We start from the raw sequence: 19,217 nt of genomic DNA, 5'->3' as shown, positions 1-19,217 counted from the left end.
CTATCGGGCTTTGGCGATCAGCGCAAGCAGGCTGTCGACCAACCGCTCGTAGACGGTTGAAACTTCTGCAGACACTGACATCATGCGCAGCAGATCGTGGGTCATTTCCTGTGCCAGGATAATCTCCACCTCCACTCCGGATGCTTGCAACCGCTCGGCGTATGCCTGCCCTTCATCCAGCAGCGGATCCAGGCCGGCCAGCAAGACGATGGCTGGCGCAACACCGCTCAGGCTCTCGACCCGCAAGGGAGAGAAGCGCCAGTCGTGACGATCCTGGGGGGTGCGGGCATAGAGGTCGTAGAACCACTCGAGCGTTTCGTCCTCCAGCAGGTAGCCCTCCCCGAACAGGGTGCGGGAGGTGTATTCGCTTGCCGCATCCGTGACCGGGTAACACAACAGTTGCCCGATTGGCCGGACCGCGGCAGCCTGGCCTTGCCTAGCGGCATGCAGGGCCAGGGCGGTGGCCAGTGTCGCGCCGACGCTGTCGCCGGCAAGGACGACGCGTTGCAGGTCCAGGCCCTGTGCCCGGGCCAGCGAGGGCAGCGCCTCGAGCACATCCCAACCGTCCTCGAAAGCCGTTGGGAAGCGGTGCTCGGGAGCCAGGCGATAACCTACCGAAACCACCGCGCAGCCTGACCGTGCGCACAGTTCACGGCATACGCCATCATGTGAGTCCAGGCTGCCGACGACGAAGCCGCCCCCGTGAAAATACACCAGCACCGGTAGCGGCCGGTCATCGGCTTGCGCAGGTTTGTACACACGCAACGGCAAGGCCACACCATCGCGTGTGGTACAGGTCAGCGAACCAAGTACCAGGTCCTGCGGCGCGGGCCAGCGCAGACGCTGCGTGGCCAGCTCGAAACTCGTGCGTGCCTGCACCGGACCAAGCCGATGCAAGGCCTGATCCTGTGGGTTCATTGCAACCATATCGAGAAACGCTTCCAAATCGTTGTTCAACTTGAGATTCCTTGAAAAAAACCGCCTGGCGCTTGCCCTCAGGCAGCGCCAGTCACGCAGAGACAGTGGTCGATCAGCAGTTCAAGTTCTTCGCGGTAGCTTTCCATCAAGGCATCGATGGTCTGCGCCCGATAACGGCGCTTGCTGTAGACGCATCGCAATGAAAGTGAGCCATCGTAGACCTGGCCGACGATTTCCAACCAGTTGGCCAGACGTGCCCTCGGGCTATAGCAGTCGCCTGATCCTTCCGGCGCGGGCTCGAGCAAGGCCTGCTTATCGAAGCTTTGGTCGAACTGGCCGAAATAGTTGAACGTCACACGCGGTTGAGCTGCAGCCGCCAGTCGCTCGCGCATCTGTGGTTCGCCCAGGTAACGCAACACGCCATAGCCGACACCCTTGTCAGGTACCGCCGCCAGTTGTCGTTGCGTCGCCTGGATCGACTCACCAACCGCCGCCGCATCACCCGGCGCCAGCCGTACCGGAAACATGCTGGTGAACCAGCCCACTGTCCGGGACAGATCCACGCCTTCGTAAAGGTCCTCGCGACCATGCCCTTCGAGCTGAATCAATGCGGCATCGTCCCCACTCCAACGGCACAGCACACGTGCCAGAGCCGCCAGCAGGATGTCGTTAACCTGGGTGCGATAGGCGGCAGGCGCCTGCTTGAGCAACTGTGCAGTCTTTTCCCGTGTCAGGTACAGATGGGCGGCCGCCTGCTCGCTGACCTCGTTGCGCCCACGCGGGTTGTCGCATGGAAGCTCGTTCGACAGCGGTTCGAGTTGAGCAAGCCACCAGTCACCCTGCCGCGCGGCAATCGATGCGGCCTCTGTGCGCAGAAGCTCTGCCCAGGCCCTGTAGCTAGTGGTGCGCGCAGGCAGTGCCGGCGTGTCGCCCTGGGTACAGGCTTGGTAAGCCCGCTGCAGGTCTTCGAGCAGTACCCGCCATGACACACCGTCCATGACCAGGTGATGAATGACCAGCAACAGTCGCATCTGCCCATCGGCAAGCTGTACGTGCAAAGCTCGCCAGACAGGCCCATCGACAAGCCCAAGGCTGCGTTGGGCCTGATTCGCCAGCGTCATCAGCGCCTGCTCGTCACACGCCTGCTCGCGCTGCAGCAGCGGCTGCCTGACCTCATCGGCTGTCAGGTAGCGTTGCAGCCAACGACCATTCTCCTGGACGAAGCGCAGCCGCAGGGCATCATGGTGTTCTTCGATGCATGCCAGCGCATGCTCAAGTGCATCCAGGTCCAGCGCGATGCGCGGTTTGAGCATCAGGGCCTGGTTGAAGTGCGCCGGGTCCGGAAGCGCTTCGGCGAACATCCACTCCTGGATGGGCAGCAGATTGAACACGCCGTCCACCGCTGCGGTGGCGGCGGCCTGCACGGGCGCATGATCGGCCTGTTCCTGCTTGCCGACAATCGCCTTGATGGTCTGGTAACGCAGCACATCACGCAGTTTGAGTTCCATGTCCAAAGTCGGGTGATTCCTCACCCGAGACACGACTTGCAGGCTGAGAATGGAGTCGCCACCGAGCTCGAAGAAGTTGTCCGTTATGCCGACGGAATCGACCTGCAACACCTCTTCCCAGATCTGCGCCAGCAACCGCTCCTGCTCGTTGCGCGGAGCGACATGCCCTGAGGACTCGAATATCGGCTCCGGCAGCCGCTTACGGTCGAGCTTGCCGTTCGGTGTAACCGGGAACGCGGACAACACGATGATCTGCGAGGGCACCATATACTCCGGCAATTCGCCGGCCAATGCGGCTTTCAAAGCCTTCGCCATGTTCGCATCTTCACCGACCACATACCCGATCAATTGCTTGCCCACCGACGTTTCGTGCACCACCACTACAGCGTCCCGCACCCCGTCCTGGGTGCGCAGCACGGCTTCGACTTCACCAAGTTCGATCCGGAAGCCCCTGATCTTGACCTGATTGTCGATACGGCCCACGTAGTCGACCGTGCCGTCATCACGTCGACGCACCAGGTCACCGCTGCGGTAGATCCGTGCTCCGTGCTTACCCAGTGGGTCAGGCACGAAGCGCTCCGCCGTCAGGCCAGGGCGGCCGTAATAGCCGCGAGCTACCCCGTCGCCGCCGATCATCAATTCACCCGCAAAGCCCGGAGGCAGCGGATTGAGTTCGTCATCGAGTACGCGAAGGGAGCGCCGGCCTACGGCATGGCCGATAGGTGCATAGGGAGCCAAACATTGACCGTCACCAGACACCTTCCACAGAAGCGGCGTCACCACCGTTTCAGTCGGGCCGTAGCCATTGGTCATCCAGGAAGGCTTGAGCGCCGCCCTGACCTGCTCGAACGTCTGTTCGGGCACCGCATCGCCGCCGAAGCAGTAGATCTGCACCGGTGGCGGCTGATCGCCGCTGGCCTGTACCGACTCTGCCAGTTGCTTCAGGTAAGCCGGCGGGAAGCAGGCGATGCTGATGCGCTCGCGCCACAAGGCCTGCAGGGTCTGCTCCACGGTCCACAAGTCGCCGTCGCGTATAACCAGCGTGCCACCACTGAGCAGGGTACTCAACCAGCGCTCCTGAGCCCCGTCGAAGGCGAACGACATGAAATGCAGTTCGCGCGTCGAGGGCCCCATTTCATATCGTTCAACGATAGCCTGGCAATGCCGGCTCAATGGCCCCTGAGCGACGGCCACGCCCTTGGGCTTGCCGGTCGAACCTGAGGTATAGATCAGGTAGGCCAGGTTGCCATCTTCGATGACCGCGGGAGGCAGCACGCTCCGCGAGGCAGGCTGATCGCCATCAGGCTCGACGACTTGTACGGTATTAAGTGACGGCAGGCGCTGAAGCAGCGAGTGGCGCGTCACCAGCAGCTGCATGCCCGAATCCTCGATCATCCAGGCCAGACGATCAGCCGGATACTCGAGATCCAGAGGTACATAGGCGGCACCCGTCTTCATGATCGCCAGCAATGTCACGACCAGTTCCAACGACCGCTCCAGGGCTACGCCGACGATCACTTCAGGCGCGGCGCCCTTGAGCCGAAGCGCTGTGCACAGTTGCTCGGCCTGCCGCTCCAGCTCCGCGTAAGTGAGGCTTCGCTCGGCACACACCAGCGCGACGGCATCAGGTTGACGTTGAGCGTGTGCTGCGATCGACTGCGCCAATGTCTGCGCACCGTAGACCGTCGCAGGCTCGGCACCCCATCGCGCTGCCTGCTCCAGTTGTGCAGGCAGCAAGCACTGGAGGTTGCCAAGGCGCGCCCGCGGCTGGCTCAGCATCGCGTCCAGGGTGGCTTCCATGGTCTGCCGTATACCTTGTACCGACGCCTCACTGAAGCTGTTGCGCAGGTACAGGTATTCAATCGACAAGGTGTCGTTGAGGTGCACAGCCAGGTCCATGGGGACGTTGGTGACACCCACGCCACTGGACTCGCCAAAGCCCACTTCAGTATCGGACGACTCGCGCATGCTCTCGTCGATCGGGTAGTTCTCGAACACGATGATACTGTCGAACAGCGTCTGCCCTGGGGTATCGGACCACCTCTGGACATCGTTCAGTGGGGTATGCGACCAGTTGCGCAGCTCCAGGTTGTAAGCCTGCAGGTCACGGAGCCAGTCTTCAAGGCAGGCGGTCGGATCAAGTTCCTGCGATACCGGCAACGTATTGATGAACAGACCCAAGGTGCTGTCGGCGCCCGGCAGCGACTCCGGCCGACCGGCGACGGTCGCCCCGAAGGTCACCGCAGATTTGGCCGTGTAGCGTTGCAGCAACAGCAGCCAGGCACCTTGGATCACGGTGTTGGGCGTGATCCTCAGGCTTCGGCAGTAATCCTGCAGCCGCGTCGTCCACGCTTTGTCCCAGCGCGAATAGAGCGCGTTGTGCCCGGTTTCGATGGAGCTGTGCCGCGGGTGAATCGTCTGGGCCAGCAAGGTAGGCTCGACACCTGCCAGGCTTTCACGCCAGAACGCCTCCTGCCTCCCCTTGTCCTGGGACTGCAGCCACGCGATGAAATCACCATAGCGACCGACATTGCCGGACACCGGTTTCCCGGCGTAGTGCTGCATGACCTCGGCAAACAGACGGGATGTGCTCCAGCCGTCCATCAGGATGTGGTGGCTGGTCCAGATCATGTGATAGGTGTTCGAGTCGAGCTTCACCAGCAACAACCGATGCAGAGGCGCCTGGGTCAGGTCAAAACCGTTCAGCCACTCTTCATGGGCAAGCGCCTGCAAGGTGGCTTCAGGCGCCTCGCTGCCCTGCAGGTCTATTTCCCGTACGGGCATTTGCGCGTGTGCATGGACAACCTGCAGCGGTTCGGCCAGGCCGGCCCAGTGGAAACTGGTGCGCAGCACCTCGTGACGCGCGGTCACCGCTGCCCATGCCTGAATGAAAGGCGCCGTCTTCAGGCCGGTCACTGGCAGGCTGACCTGATGGATATACAGCCCTTCACCCTTCTCCTCGATGGAATGAAACAGCATGCCTTGCTGCATCGGCGAGAGCGGGTAGACATCTTCGATGACGTCGACGGACAGGGGCAGCAGTGCGCGCTGCTCTTCACTGACGACGATACGTGCAATGACCGGCTCTTCGCATACAGGCGCCTGGCGCTCCAACGTCGCGGCCAGCTGAGCGATGGTCTGATGCTCGAATACCCGTTTCGGAGAGACGTCGTAACCCGCGAGCCGCGCCTTGCTGGCAATCCGGATCGACACGATCGAATCGCCACCGAGTTCGAAGAAGTTATCGTGGATACCTACCTGTTCCCGCTGCAGGACTTCTTGCCAGATCAGCGCCATGACGCTTTCGACTTCGTTGCTCGGGGCGGTGTATTGCTGCACGGTGGCCTTGAGCTCGGGCATCGGCAGGCGCTTGCGGTCCAGCTTGCCGTTGGGTGACAAAGGCATGCTCTCGAGCAGGACATAATGGTAAGGCACCATGTAATCCGGCAGCCGTCGGGCCAGCACCTCCTTCACATCGTTCAGGTGTTCTTCCCGGTCGATGACGACAAATGCCACCAACTGCTTGCCGGTCGCAAGGTCGATTGCCAGCACTGCGGCTTCCTTCACGGCCGGGTGCTCCAGCAGGCTCGCTTCGATCTCGCCAAGCTCGATACGCAGGCCGCGGATCTTCACCTGGTGGTCGATCCGCCCAGCGTATTCGATCACGCCGTCTTCACGCTGGCGCGCCAGGTCACCCGTACGGTACAGACGCTCTCCGTCACCGAAGGGGCTGACACAGAAACGCTCGGCCGTCAGCATCGCGCGCTCATGGTAGCCACGGGCCAGGCCGATACCGCCCAGGTACAGCTCGCCTGTAACAGGCGGCGGCACTGGATTGAGCTCATCGTCAAGAATGTAGGTACGCAGGTTGGCGATTGGTCGGCCGATCGGGACGCTGTGACTCTGTTCGTCCACACAGTGCCAATGGGTTACGTCGATGGCCGCTTCGGTAGGCCCGTACAGGTTGTAGAACTGGGTACCTGGCAGCAATGCCATCGCGCTGCGTTGCAGCTCCAGCGGCAGCGCCTCGCCGGAACACATCACCTGCCGTAGCGACGTACAGGCCGCCTGCGGGCTGTCGCCGCTGATAAAGGCCTGCAGCATCGACGGCACGAAGTGCAACGTGGTGATGGCTTCAGCCTCGATCAGACGCATGAGCAGCGCCGGGTCGCGATGTTCGCCCGGTTGCGCGAGCACCAATCGGGCTCCCGTCATCAAAGGCCAGAAGAACTCCCAGACCGATACATCGAAGCTGAAAGGGGTTTTCTGCAGGACCTTGTCATCGGTGCCCAACACGTAGGCATCTTGCATCCAGAACAGCCTGTTCAGCAGCGCTTCATGGGTATTGGCCGCACCTTTTGGCTTGCCCGTCGAGCCCGAGGTGTAGATCACATAGGCAAGGTTGCCGGGGTGCCCCGCAAACACCAGGTTGTCTGCCTCTCGTGGCAGGCAGGCGTCCGGCTCGTCGAGCATCAGGGTGTGGATGTGCGGACAGGCAGGCAGCTGCACGTCTCGATGGGTCAACAGCAGCTGGATGCGGCTGTCTTCGATCATGTATGCCAGACGGTCCTGCGGATACTCAGGGTCGAGGGGCACATAGGCCCCTCCTGCTTTCAGGATTGCCAGCAATCCCACAACCATGTCCACCGAGCGTTCCAGGGCAATGCCGACCAATACGTCCGGACCCACGCCGCGCTCGCGCAAGCTGTGCGCCAAGCCATTGGCACGGGCATTGAGCTGTCGGTAAGTGAGCTGCTCCCCCGCGAATACCAGGGCAATAGCGTCGGGCCGTTGCAGGGCCTGTGCCTCAAACAGCTGATGCACGCAATGCGAGCCGGGATACTCGACCGTTGTGTCGTTCCACTGCTCCACGATGCGACGGCATTCATCCACGCCCAACATCGGCAGCTCGGCGATCAGGCGCTGCGGCTTCTGGATGATGGCATGCAGCAGGTTGGCGAAGTGAACGGCAATTTGCTCGATGTCCCGGTCGCTGAAGCTCGAACGGTCATAGCTGTAGTGAACGGACAACTGCGTGCCAAGGCCGATGGCCAAGGTCAACGGATAGTTGGTCTGCTCGTGAATGTGCGTGTCGTTGAACTTCAAGCCTGCAGGAGCGCCTTCGCGCAGTGCCTCAGAAACAGGATAGTTCTCGAACACCAGCAAGGTATCGAACAGTCCATCGGCAGATACCCCCGCCAGACGCTGGACATCATACAGCGCGGTGTGTTCATGCTCGCGCAATGCCAGGTTCCGACCCTGCAGCTCGGTGACCCATTGTTCCACGGTCATCGTCGGCTGCAGCCGATTGATTACCGGCAACGTATTGATGAACAGACCCAGCTGATGCTCCGAGCCGGGCACTTCCGCCGGTCGGCCGGCGACCGTAGCACCCACGGCGACGCATTCCTGGCCAGTATGGCGCTGCAGCAGCAACAGCCAGGCCGCTTGCACCAGCGTGTTGACGGTGACCCGTCGCTCACGGGCAAACTCACTCAGCGACGCCTGCCAGTCCAGCACCTGATAATGGTCGGCATAACCGCTGTCCTTGCCCGACTTGCCTTGTCGGAACACTTGCGCCAGATGAGTCGGTTCCTGAAAATCCTGCACCTGCTCCCGCCAGAAGGCTTCGCTGCGGCCCTTGCTCTGGGCCGACAGCCACTGGATGTAGTCACGGTAGCGTCCAGGCTTGCGCTCGGCCGGTTGTCCTGCATAGTGCTGCAGCACCTCGCCTAGCAACTGCGAGTTGCTCCAGCCATCCATGAGAATATGGTGGCTGGTGTAGATCAGGTGATGGCTGTCGGGGCCGGTACGGATCGCGGTGATCCTGAGCAACGGATCACTCTGCAGATCGAAGCCCTTGCGCCGATCGTTCTCGGCCCAGACGGAGAGCTCCCGCTGCAGATCCTTGTGCGCCGACCAGTCCAGTTCGATGCAAGGTACCTGCACCTGCTGACGGATGATCTGCAACGGCTGCTCGAACAGCGTGATGAAACTGGCCCGCAGGATGTCATGCTGTGCCGCCATCGCTTGCCAGGCCTGACCGAAGCGCGCCACATCCAGGCCCTGCACGTCGACACGCATCTGGTTGATGTAGTCTCCGGTCTGCTCATAGGCGCTGTGGAAAAACATCCCCTGCTGCATCGGCGACAAGGGGTAGATGTCCTCGATCCCGGCAACGGCGACAGGCAGCGCGTCAAGTTGCGCCTGGCTCAAGTTGCACAGTGGGAAATCCGAAGGCGTCCTGCCGAAGGCACCTTCGGACACGCAATGATCAATCAGGTCCTGCAGTTCCCAAGCGTATTCGGCTGCCAGTCGTTCGACCGTCGTGACGTCGAACATGGCTTGGCTGAAGGTCCAGTTCAGGCTCAATTCACCTTTGTATATCTGCCCATCGATCGATAACCAGTTGCCCAGCGGCGCGGTCTCGCCCCGGCTTGCCCCACTGTGCTCGGCGGCAGGTACCAAAAATGCTGCCTCGTGGAGCTCGTCGGCAGGCTCGTCGAAGCTGGCATCGAACTGCCCGAGGTAATTGAAAGTGATCCTTGGCAGTGCCAGTTCCGCCAGGGCCTGGCGGGCCTCCTGATCGCCCAGATAGCGCAGTGCGCCGAACCCGAGACCTTTGTTGGGAACCGCCCGCAACTGCTCCTTGATGGTCTTGATCGAGGTTTCCATCGCTTCGGCAGTGCTGAGCCTGACCGGGAACATGCTCGTGAACCAACCCACGGTGCGGCTGAGGTCGACGGTATCGCACAGTTCTTCACGACCATGCCCTTCCAGTTGCACGAGCACATCATCCTGCTTCGTCCAGCGGGCGATTACACGGGCCAGGGCAGTCAACAACAAGTCGTTGACTTGGGTGCGGTAAGCCCCAGGGGCGTGCTGCAGAAGCTGGCGGGTGTAGCGCTGATCCAGCCGTGTCCGGGCAACAGCTGCATGCCTGGCTTGCAGTGAACCTTCAGCGTTGTCGCAAGGGAGCGTGGTATCGACATCCGCTGTCAGTGCCTGCCAATAAGGCAGTTCATTGCGCAATAGCTCGCTGTTGGCGTACCCCTGCAGCGCCTCGGCCCATGCCTTGACTGAACTGGTCTTGGCCGGCAGGGCAATGGTCTGACCGAGCTCCGCCTGACGGTAGGCAGTCTGCAGGTCCTCGAGCAGAATTCGCCACGAAACGCCATCCACGGCCAGGTGGTGGATCACCAGCAATAGCCGCTGGGTACCGTCGGGCAGGTCTGCCAAAACGGCTCGCAGCAGTGGCCCTTGCTGCAGATCGAGGCTGCGTTGGGCCTTATCGCACAGCGCGTGCAGTTCGGACGGGTGTTGCAGTTGCGCTTGCCACAGGCAGGTCGCCTGGGCAGGCTCGCCAATCTCGCGATAGCAGGCGGACCAGGAACTGCCGTCCTCCTGGCCGAAACTCACACGCAACGCATCGTGATGGGCCAGCAGTGCCAGCAGAGCGCGGTCGAGCACGTTGCTGTCCAGGGCCTGGCCGGGCTTGAGCAGAAGGGCCTGGTTCCAGTGGTGACGATCGGCAATGGCATCGTCGAAGAATGCCTGGTGAATCGGCAGGAGCTGCATGTGCCCCTGCGCGGCACCCTGATCAATCTGCATGGCCTGGGTCTGCCCCTTGGCGACCACTGCCGCCAGACCTTCGACTGTCTGGAGCTGGAATAGCTGCTTCGGAGTGAACGTCATGCCCTCGCGTCGGGCCCTGCTGACCACCTGGATCGAGATGATCGAGTCGCCGCCTAGTTCGAAGAAGTTGTCGGTAGCCCCTACCCGTTCAAGCTTGAGGACGTCAGCCCAGATCGCTGCGATTCGCTGCTCGAGAGGGTTGCGCGGCGCCACATGGTTTTTCTGCCGCTGACGTGTATCCGGGCGTGGCAGTGCCTTGCGATCCAGCTTGCCGTTTGGGGTCAGCGGCAGGGCATCGACGAACAGCAGATGGCTGGGGACCATGTAATCTGGCAGTGTGGCCTTGATGTGTCGGCGCAGATGATCTTCCAGTTCAGGGGAAGGCACATCGACCACCAGGTAGGCAGCCAACTGCTTGGCACCTGGCCCGTCGATATCGATGACCACGGCCTCGCGCACATTCTCGTGCTCCAGGAACTTGGACTCGATTTCGCCAAGCTCGATGCGCAAGCCACGTATCTTCACCTGATGGTCGAGGCGGCCAGCGTATTCGATCACGCCTTCCGAGCGGTACCGCGCCAGGTCCCCGGTGCGGTACAAGCGTGCACCGCCCTGTTCGCTCCGATCATACGGGTCGGGCACGAATCGCTCTGCCGTGAGCCCCGGACGACGATGATATCCACGCGCCAGTCCCACTCCGCCCAGATAAAGCTCCCCTGCCACACCTTGAGGCACCGGCAGCAAGGCGCTGCTGAGGATATGGGTCTTCAGGTTATCGATAGGTGTGCCGATCGGCACGCTGCCATTGGCTTGCGCCTGGCAAGTCCAGTGGGTAACGTCGATTGCCGCTTCCGTCGGGCCGTAAAGGTTGAAGAGCCCGGCTTGCGGGAGCCTGGCCAGGACTTGCTCCGAAAGGTCGGCAGGCAACGCTTCGCCACTGCACACCACCCGCTTGAGGGTGTCACACAGTTCCACGTGCTCGCTGGTCATGAAGGCCTGAAGCATGGACGGTACGAAATGCAAGGTCGTGACCTTGTACTGCCTGATCGCCTCGACCAGACGTTCCGGATCCCGGTGATCACCAGGTTGAGCTACCGCCAGCCGCGCACCGGTGAACAGTGGCCAGAAAAATTCCCACACCGATACGTCGAAGCTGAAGGGGGTCTTCTGCAGCACGGTATCGCCGGAGTCCAGACCGTAGGCCTTCTGCATCCACCAGAGCCGGTTGACCAGCGCCTGGTGGGTGTTGCCCGCGCCCTTTGGCCTGCCGGTCGAGCCAGAGGTGTAGATCACATAAGCCAGATCGGCCGGCAGGTTGAGGTTGGCCGGGTCCGCGTCGCTGTAGCCAGCCAGCCAGTCATCTGCGCCATCGAGCACGATGCAGGCCACACCGGGGTCGATCGGCAACTGGTCACGCAGAGCAGTCTGAGTCAGCAGCAGGCGGATGCCGCTGTCCTCCATCATGTAGGCCAGGCGGTCGGCCGGGTACTCCGGATCAAACGGCACATAGGCGCCCCCGGCCTTGAGCACGGCGAGCAGACCGACCACCATCTCCAGCGAACGCTCCACCGCGATACCGACCAGCACGTCCGGGCCTACGCCTTTGTCGCGCAACGCGTGGGCGAGCCGGTTGGCGCGCTGGTTCAGTTGTCGGTAGGTCAATACATCCTCGCCGAACAATACCGCAGGGGCCTGCGGCGTCGCGCGGGCTTGCGCTTCGATCAGCTGATGCATGCCCTGGTCGGCAGGGTAGGACGCTTGAGTGCTATTCCACTGCTCCACTATCTGGTGGTGCTCCTGCGCCCCCAGCATCGGCAACTCGGCTACAAGCTGCCAAGGTCGCTCGGCGATCGCCTCCAACAGGTGGGTCCAATGCGAAGCCATCCGGGCGATGGACGGCGATTCGAACAGCGCGGTTGCGTAGTTGAGCTCTACCGCAATCCCATGCTCATGCTCGACAGTATTCAGCGTCAGGTCGAACTGCGCGGTCTGTCGCTCCCAGGCGATGCCCTCGACATGCAGACCCTGCAAGCGCCGGGCATCTCCCTTGGGCTGCGTCTGGTGGTTGTACATGACCTGGAACAACGGGCTGTGGCTCAGGCTCCGTTCCGGGTGCAGGGCTTCGACCAATTGCTCGAAGGGCAGGTCCTGATGAGCCTGGGCCGCCAGCGTGGTCTTGTGCATCTGGCCAAGCAGGCCAGTGAATGTCAGCGACCCATCGAACTCGGCCTTGAGGACCTGGGTGTTGACGAAGAAGCCGATCAGACGCTCGGTTTCGAACCGGTTGCGATTGGCGATGGGAATACCGACGCGCACTTCATTCTGGCCCGAATAGCGATGCAGCAAGGTCTGGAAACTGGCCAGCAGCAGCGTGAAGAGCGTCACTCCCTGCTGCTGCGCCTGCTGCTTGAGCGCGCCGGCAAGCGCTGCTTCGAGCTCGAATTTCAGGCTTGCGCCTTCGAAACACTGCGTCGCCGGGCGCGGCCGGTCGCTGGGCAGTTCCAGCACTGGATGTTCATCCCCCAGGTGCGTCTGCCAGTAGCCCAACTGGCGCTCCTGCTCCCCCGCCTCCATCCAGTGCCGCTGCCAGATGGCATAGTCGGCATACTGGATGGGCAGCGGTGCCAGCGACAGGGGGTCGCCGGTACATTCGTGGACGTAATGTTCGATGAGTTCGTCGACCAGCACCTGCATTGACCAGCCATCGGTAGCGATATGGTGCAGGGTGATGATCAGAACATGATCATCCTCTTGCAGACGCAGCAACCTGACTCGCGTCGGCCACTGACGCTCCAGGTCGAAGGGCGTCCGGGCCTCGGATTCGACCCATGCCTTGAGCTGTGGCTCGACTGCAGAGTCAACCCCGATGGCGACGGGTTGCGCGTCGAACTCGAATACCCCAGGCGGGTGAATGACCTGCACAAGCTGCTCGTCGTCGAGCGCGAACGTGGTACGCAAGGTCTGGTGCCGCAGGATCAAGGCCTGGAAAGCGCCGCGCAGGGCGTCGATATCCAGATCTCCCCGCAGCCTCAGCGCGATAGGCAGGTTGTAGGCCGTGCTCTGCGGATCCATCTGCCACAGGAACCATTGACGCTGCTGGGCGAACGATACCGGGACCCGGTCGAACAGTGACTGGGTGCAAGGCACTGGCAAGTTGGCCGGGGAGATGTTCTCGGCGTGCATCTTCTGCAGATACAGCTTGCGCTTGGCCAGTGGCAGCGTGACAAAACGCTTGGCGATATTCAGCGCGGCATCATTACTCATTCATTCACCTCGAACTCTTCAAAAAGCATATCCAGACGCTGCAGTTTTTCGTCGAACGCCGACGCGTCGCCGATGGATTCGATAAATCTGGCGAAATCGCCCAGCACCGGGTGCTCGAACAGCACGGCCGGCTGCACGGTCACTCCCAGTGAAAGTTGCAAGCGCGAGAGCACCGCCAGCGCCAGCAGCGAATGCCCTCCCAGCTCGAAGAAATTGTCATTGAGGCCGACCTTCTCGACGTTCAGCAGCTGCGCCCAGACGGCCGCAACCTGCTGTTCAATCTCGCTTTGCGGCGCCACATGGCCCTGCTGTGCCACGCCCAGGTCAGGCTGGGGCAAGGCTTTGCGGTCGAGCTTGCCGTTGGGCGTCAGCGGCAGCGCATCGAGCCAGGTCAGGTACGCAGGCACCATGTAATCCGGCAAGTTCGCCCGCAGCTGCTCGCGCAGATGTCGGCGCAAGGCGCTACGCTGCTCTTCCGTCTCCACCGCTGCCGCGTCGGAGACCAGGTAGCCGGCCAGTTGCTTGCCACCAGGGCCATCGATGTCGATGACTACCGCCTCGCGCACGGCCGGGTCATCGATCAGCCGTGCCTCGATCTCGCCCAGCTCGATGCGATAGCCTCGGACCTTCACCTGGTGGTCGATGCGGCCCACGTACTCCAGCAGCCCATCGTCGCGATAGCTGGCCAGGTCACCAGTACGGTAAAGCCTGCCGCCGCCCTGCCCGCTGCGATCATAGGGGTCCGGGACAAAGCGTTCGGCCGTCAACGCGGCACGACGCTGATAACCCCGGGCCAGGCCATCGCCACCGATCATCAGTTCACCGGCAATACCGGTGGCGGCAGTCGAGAGGTCGTGCGCCAGTACCTGCAAGGTCGTGTTGGCGATCGGCTTGCCCAGCAACGGCAAGGGGTGCTGGTCATCCAGGCAGTACGCCGCCGACCAGATCGTCGTCTCGGTGGGCCCATACAGGTTCCAGATACGCCCGCACAGCGGCAACAGTTGCGCGGCGAGGTCGACAGGGAGTGCTTCACCGCCACTGATGGCCTTGCAGCCGCGCAACGTCTGCGCAGGCAGCGCCTGCAGCAGCATGCGCCAGGTCGAAGGTGTGGCCTGGATGGTGCTGATGGCGTGGCGCTCGATCACCGCCTGCAACGCCGACGGGTCCTTGTTCTGACGCTCGCCGAGCAGGACGACCGAAGCGCCGGCCAGCAACGGCAGGTACAGCTCCAGGCCGGCGATGTCGAACGACAGCGAGGTCAGCGCCAGAACCCGGTCGCGGGCGTCGATCCCAGGCTCGACCGCCATGCTGGCAAGGAAGTTGACCAGTGCCTGGTGGCGCACCTCGACGCCCTTGGGCCGACCGGTGGAGCCGGAGGTGTAGATGCAATAGGCGAGATGCTCAGGATGCTGCACGACGTCAAGATTTTCGCCATCAAACGCCTCAACCTGGTGCCAATCGCTGTCCAGGCACCAGGCCTGCGCAGCGTGCGTAGGCAGCTGCGGCAGCAGATGGCTGAGGGTCAGCAGCAGATGCGCGCCACTCTGCTCCATCATGTAGCCCAGACGCTCACGGGGATATTCCGGGTCCAATGGCACGTAGGCGCCTCCGGCCTTGAGGATCGCCAGCAAGCCAACGACCATCTCCACCGACCGCTCCACGGCTATTGCCACCAGCACATCCGGGCCTACGCCCAGGGTGCGCAGCTTCCTCGCCAGCCGGTTGGCGCGCTGATTGAGTTCGCGATAGCTCAAGGTCTGCTCGGCAAACAGCAGTGCCGGGGCCTCAGGGGTGCGTGCAACCTGCATTTCGAACAGCTCGGGCAGGCAGCGCTCATGCGGGTACTGCATTTGGGTGCAGTTCCAGTCGTGGACGATGCGCTGCTGCTCTGCGGCATCGAGCATCTGCAGTTCACCGACAGGGGTATCGGCGTGCTGGACCAGGGCGTGCAGCAGATTGGCAAAGTGCCGGGCGATCTGCTCGACACCAGCGTCGCCGAGGTGGCTGCGGTCGTAGTGGTAATGGATCGTCAGTGCATTGCCCGACTCGATCATCAGCGTCAGCGGATAGTTGGTCCGCTCGCGGATCTGCGTGCCCGAAAACACCAGGCCTGCGCTGGAGCCCTGCTGCAGCACTTCACCGACCGGGTAGTTCTCGAACACCAACAACGTGTCGAACAACTGCTCACCGGCCAGCCCAGCCCAGCGCTGGATGTCATACAGCGGCGTGTGTTCATGTTCGCGCATGCTCAGGTTCTGCGTCTGCAACCGCTCGACCCACTCCCCCACACTCAAGTCAGGCTGCAGTCTGCCTGCCACCGGCAAGGTGTTGATGAACAGGCCCAGCTGATGCTCGACACCGCGCAGGTCCGCAGGCCGTCCGGCAACCGTGGCACCGAATGCCACGCCTTCCTGGCCGGTATAACGGTGCAACAGCAGCAGCCACGCTGATTGCAGCAGGGTATTGACCGTCACCCGCCGTTGCCTTGCAAACGCGCTCAACGCGTGGAAGCACTCGGCGTCGAGCGTCTGATGGTGTTCGCCATGGCCGGCGTCCGTGTGGCCGCGTTCCAGGCGCAGCGCCTGGGCCAGCCGGGTGGGTTCACCCAGATGCAGCAATTGCTCACGCCAGAACGCCTCGCTTTGCTCGGCATTTTGCCGCTGCAGCCACTCGATATAGTCGCGGTAGCGCCCTGCCGGTCGCTCCAGGGCAACCCCGGCGTAATGCTGCAACACCTCGCCCAGCAACTGCGCATTGCTCCAGCCATCCATCAGGATATGGTGGCAGGTGAAGACCAGGTGATGCCGATCGCTGTCAGTGCGAATGGCCGTCAATCGCAGCAGCGGTGCCGCCAGCAACTCGAAACCGCGCCGGCGGTCAGCCTCGGCCCAGGCATCCAGGCGTACCTCGAGGTCATTCTGTGCAGCCCAGTCAAGCACCTCGAACGGCAGCTCGACGTGTTTGCGAATCACCTGCACCGGGTGTTCCAGGTGGGCGATGAACGCTGCACGCAGCACGTCGTGCCGGTCCAGCATTGCCTGCCAGGCCATCCTGAAACGCTCGACGTCCAGACCCGAGACGTTGACGCGCATCTGGTTGACGTACTCGCCCTGACCCTGTTCGAACACCGTGTGAAACAGCATGCCCTGCTGCATGGGCGAAAGCGGGTAGATGTCTTCGATAGCGCCTGCCGGAATCGGCAAGGCATCGAGCTGGGCCTGGTCCAGTGCCGCCAGTGGCACATCGGACGGTGTCAGCCCAAGCGCGCCCTGATCGGCGCAATGGTCGATCAACACCTGGAGTTCACTGACATAATCATCGGCCAGGGCCTGGACCGTGACGCGGTCGAACATGTCCTGGCTAAAGGTCCAGGCCAGGCTCAATTCGCCTGCGTACACCTGCCCGTTGATCGACAGCAGGTTTTCCAGCAGGGCCTCGGCGGATTGGCAGGCACCACTGTTTTCACCGGCTGGCTGCAGGAACCGATCGCTGCCGGGGCCAGCGCTTTCGGCAAAGGTGCCGTCAAGCTGCCCCAGGTAGTTGAAGGTGATGGGCGGCACTGGCAGATCAGCCAACACAGCCCGCGCACGCGAATCCCCCAGGTAACGCAGCGCGCCATAGCCAACACCCTTGTCTGGGATGGCGCGAAGCTGCTCCTTGATCTGCTTGATCGAGGTGCCGAGGTCTGGGGCGGCCGTCAGTTTCACAGGGAACAGGCTGGTCAGCCAGCCGACCGTGCGGGTCAGGTCGACCGTATCGAACAGGTCTTCACGGCCATGCCCTTCCAGCTGCACCAGCACTTCGTCGCGTTGGGTCCAACGGGCGATCACCCGTGCCAGCGCGGTCAGCAGCAAGTCGTTGACCTGGGTGCGGTAGGCCGAGGGCGCCTGTTGCAGCAGCCGTGACGTCTGCTGCCGGTCAAGGCGCGCATGCACCGTTGCAGCATGGCGGCCATGCAGCGACCCGTCAGCCCGGTCCACAGGCAGCTGCGGATCAACCCCATGCAGTTGCGCCTGCCAATAGTCGAGTTCTGCCTGCAACGCAGCGCTTTGCGCATAGGCCTGAAGGTGTTCGGCCCAGGCTTTGGTCGAGGTGGTCTTGGCAGGCAATACGGCAGGCTGGCCTGCCAGGTGAAGCGTATAGGCGTTTTGCAGGTCTTCAAGAAGGATGCGCCAGGACACGCCATCCACTGCCATGTGATGGACCACCAAAAGCAGGCGCTGGCTTCCATCGGCCAGGGTCGCCAGCACACCCCGCAGCAACGGCCCCTGTTGCAGGTTCAGGCTGCGCTGTGCGCGTTCGCACAGGGCTAGCAATGCGTCCGGGTCGCTCAGGGTCTGCGTCCACAGCAGCCCGGCCTCGACGTCACCTGGGGCGCAATGAGCGGCAAGCCACGCGCCTGTGTCCGATTGTGGCGTGAAGCGCAGACGCAACGCATCGTGGTGTTCGAGCAGCGTGTGCAGTGCCTTTTCCAGCGCGGCACCCTCGATAGGCCTGGTCGAAGCAAGCAGGACCGCCTGGTTCCAGTGATGCGGTTCGGCGTTCGACTGTTCAAGAAACGCCTGCTGGATTGGCAGCAAGAGTGTTTCGCCGATCACCGGCCCTTGGTCGATCTGCGGGCCGCTGCCTTCCATGCGCGCGGCCACCGAGGCCAGGTCTTGAACGGTCTGATGCTGGAACAGCGCCTTGGGCGTGAAACGGATCCCGGCCTGTCGCGCCCGGCTGACAACCTGGATCGAGATGATCGAGTCCCCTCCCAGTTCAAAGAAGTTGTCCGTCACACCGACCTGATCGAGCTTCAGTACGTCTGCCCAGATGTTCGCGATCTGCTGCTCCAGTTCGCTGCGCGGGGCCACATAGCTGCCCTGCAGGGCGCTGGCGTCGGGCTTGGGCAGGGCCTTGCGGTCCAGCTTGCCGTTGGCAGTCACCGGCAGGCGTTCAAGGAACAGCAGGTGGGTCGGCACCATGTAGTCGGCCAGCCCGAGCCTGAGGTGCTCGCGCAGTTCGCTGCGCAACGCGTTCTGCTGCTGCGGGTCGACCGGGGCTTCGCCGGCCATTACCAGGTACCCGGCCAGCTGCTTGCCACCCGGCCCGTCGATGTCCAGCACCACCGCTTCGCGCACGCCCGGGTGTTCCAGCAGGCGTGTCTCGATCTCACCCAGTTCGATGCGCAGGCCACGGATTTTCACCTGGTGGTCAAGACGGCCCTTGTACTCGATCACCCCGTCGGCCCGATAACGCGCCAGGTCACCGGTGCGGTACAGGCGACCGCCGCCCTGGGCCGTGCTGTCGAAGGGGTCCGGGACAAAGCGTTCTGCGGTCAGAGACGGACGCCGGTGATAGCCACGGGCCAGACCAACGCCGCCCAGGTACAACTCACCGGCCGCTCGCGGAGCGACACTCTGCAGGCCGGCGCCAAGGATGTGCGTTTTCAGGTTGTCGATTGGGCGGCCAATCGGCACGCCGCTGTCACTGCCCGTGTGGCAGGTCCAGTGAGTGACATCGATGGCCGCCTCGGTCGGGCCGTAGAGGTTGTACAACTGGGCGCCGGGCAGCCGCGCCAGGGTCTGTTGCGCCAGCTCAGCGGGTAACGCCTCGCCGCTACAGACCACGCGCTTGAGGCCGCTGCAGCGCTCGACCTCGGCGCTGGCCATGAACGCCTGCAGCATTGAGGGCACAAAGTGCAGCGTAGTCACCGCGTGTTGCCTGATCACCTCGACCAGGCGCTCCGGGTCACGGTGCTCGCCCGGTTGAGCCACGGCCAGGCGTGCACCGGCCAGCAGCGGCCAGAAGAACTCCCAGACCGACACGTCGAAACTGAACGGGGTCTTCTGCAACACCGTATCGCTGGCGTCCAGGCCGTAGGCCTGCTGCATCCAGCACAGGCGGTTG

The 19,217-nt window shown here is 62.8% G+C and carries 3 protein-coding genes; all 3 read right to left on the bottom strand.

The annotated features are described in order from the left end of the window. Complete coding sequence (locus IAE39_RS15635; RefSeq protein ID WP_201203947.1) at positions 1–927, bottom strand: alpha/beta hydrolase; 927 nt, start codon at positions 925–927, stop codon at positions 1–3. A 68-nt stretch (positions 928–995) separates the two neighbouring features. Beyond that, positions 996–13,325, bottom strand: a complete 12,330-nt coding sequence (locus IAE39_RS15630) for a non-ribosomal peptide synthase/polyketide synthase (protein ID WP_201203918.1) — start codon at positions 13,323–13,325, stop codon at positions 996–998. Continuing rightward, a partial coding sequence (locus tag IAE39_RS15625; RefSeq protein ID WP_201203915.1) for a non-ribosomal peptide synthetase occupies positions 13,322–19,217 on the bottom strand: 5,896 nt, incomplete at its 5' end. The genes IAE39_RS15625 and IAE39_RS15630, both read right to left, overlap by 4 nt.

The organism is Pseudomonas sp. S37 (assembly GCF_016658545.1).
GTDB lineage: Bacteria > Pseudomonadota > Gammaproteobacteria > Pseudomonadales > Pseudomonadaceae > Aquipseudomonas.
Note: the sequence above shows the minus strand (reverse complement) of the source record. Positions and strands in the feature narration are given on the sequence as shown.

Coding starts and splice junctions, on each gene's coding strand:
- IAE39_RS15635 (WP_201203947.1), bottom strand. CDS start 927: ATGGTTGCAATGAACCCACAGGATCAGGCCTTGCATCGGCTTGGTCCG.
- IAE39_RS15630 (WP_201203918.1), bottom strand. CDS start 13,325: ATGAGTAATGATGCCGCGCTGAATATCGCCAAGCGTTTTGTCACGCTG.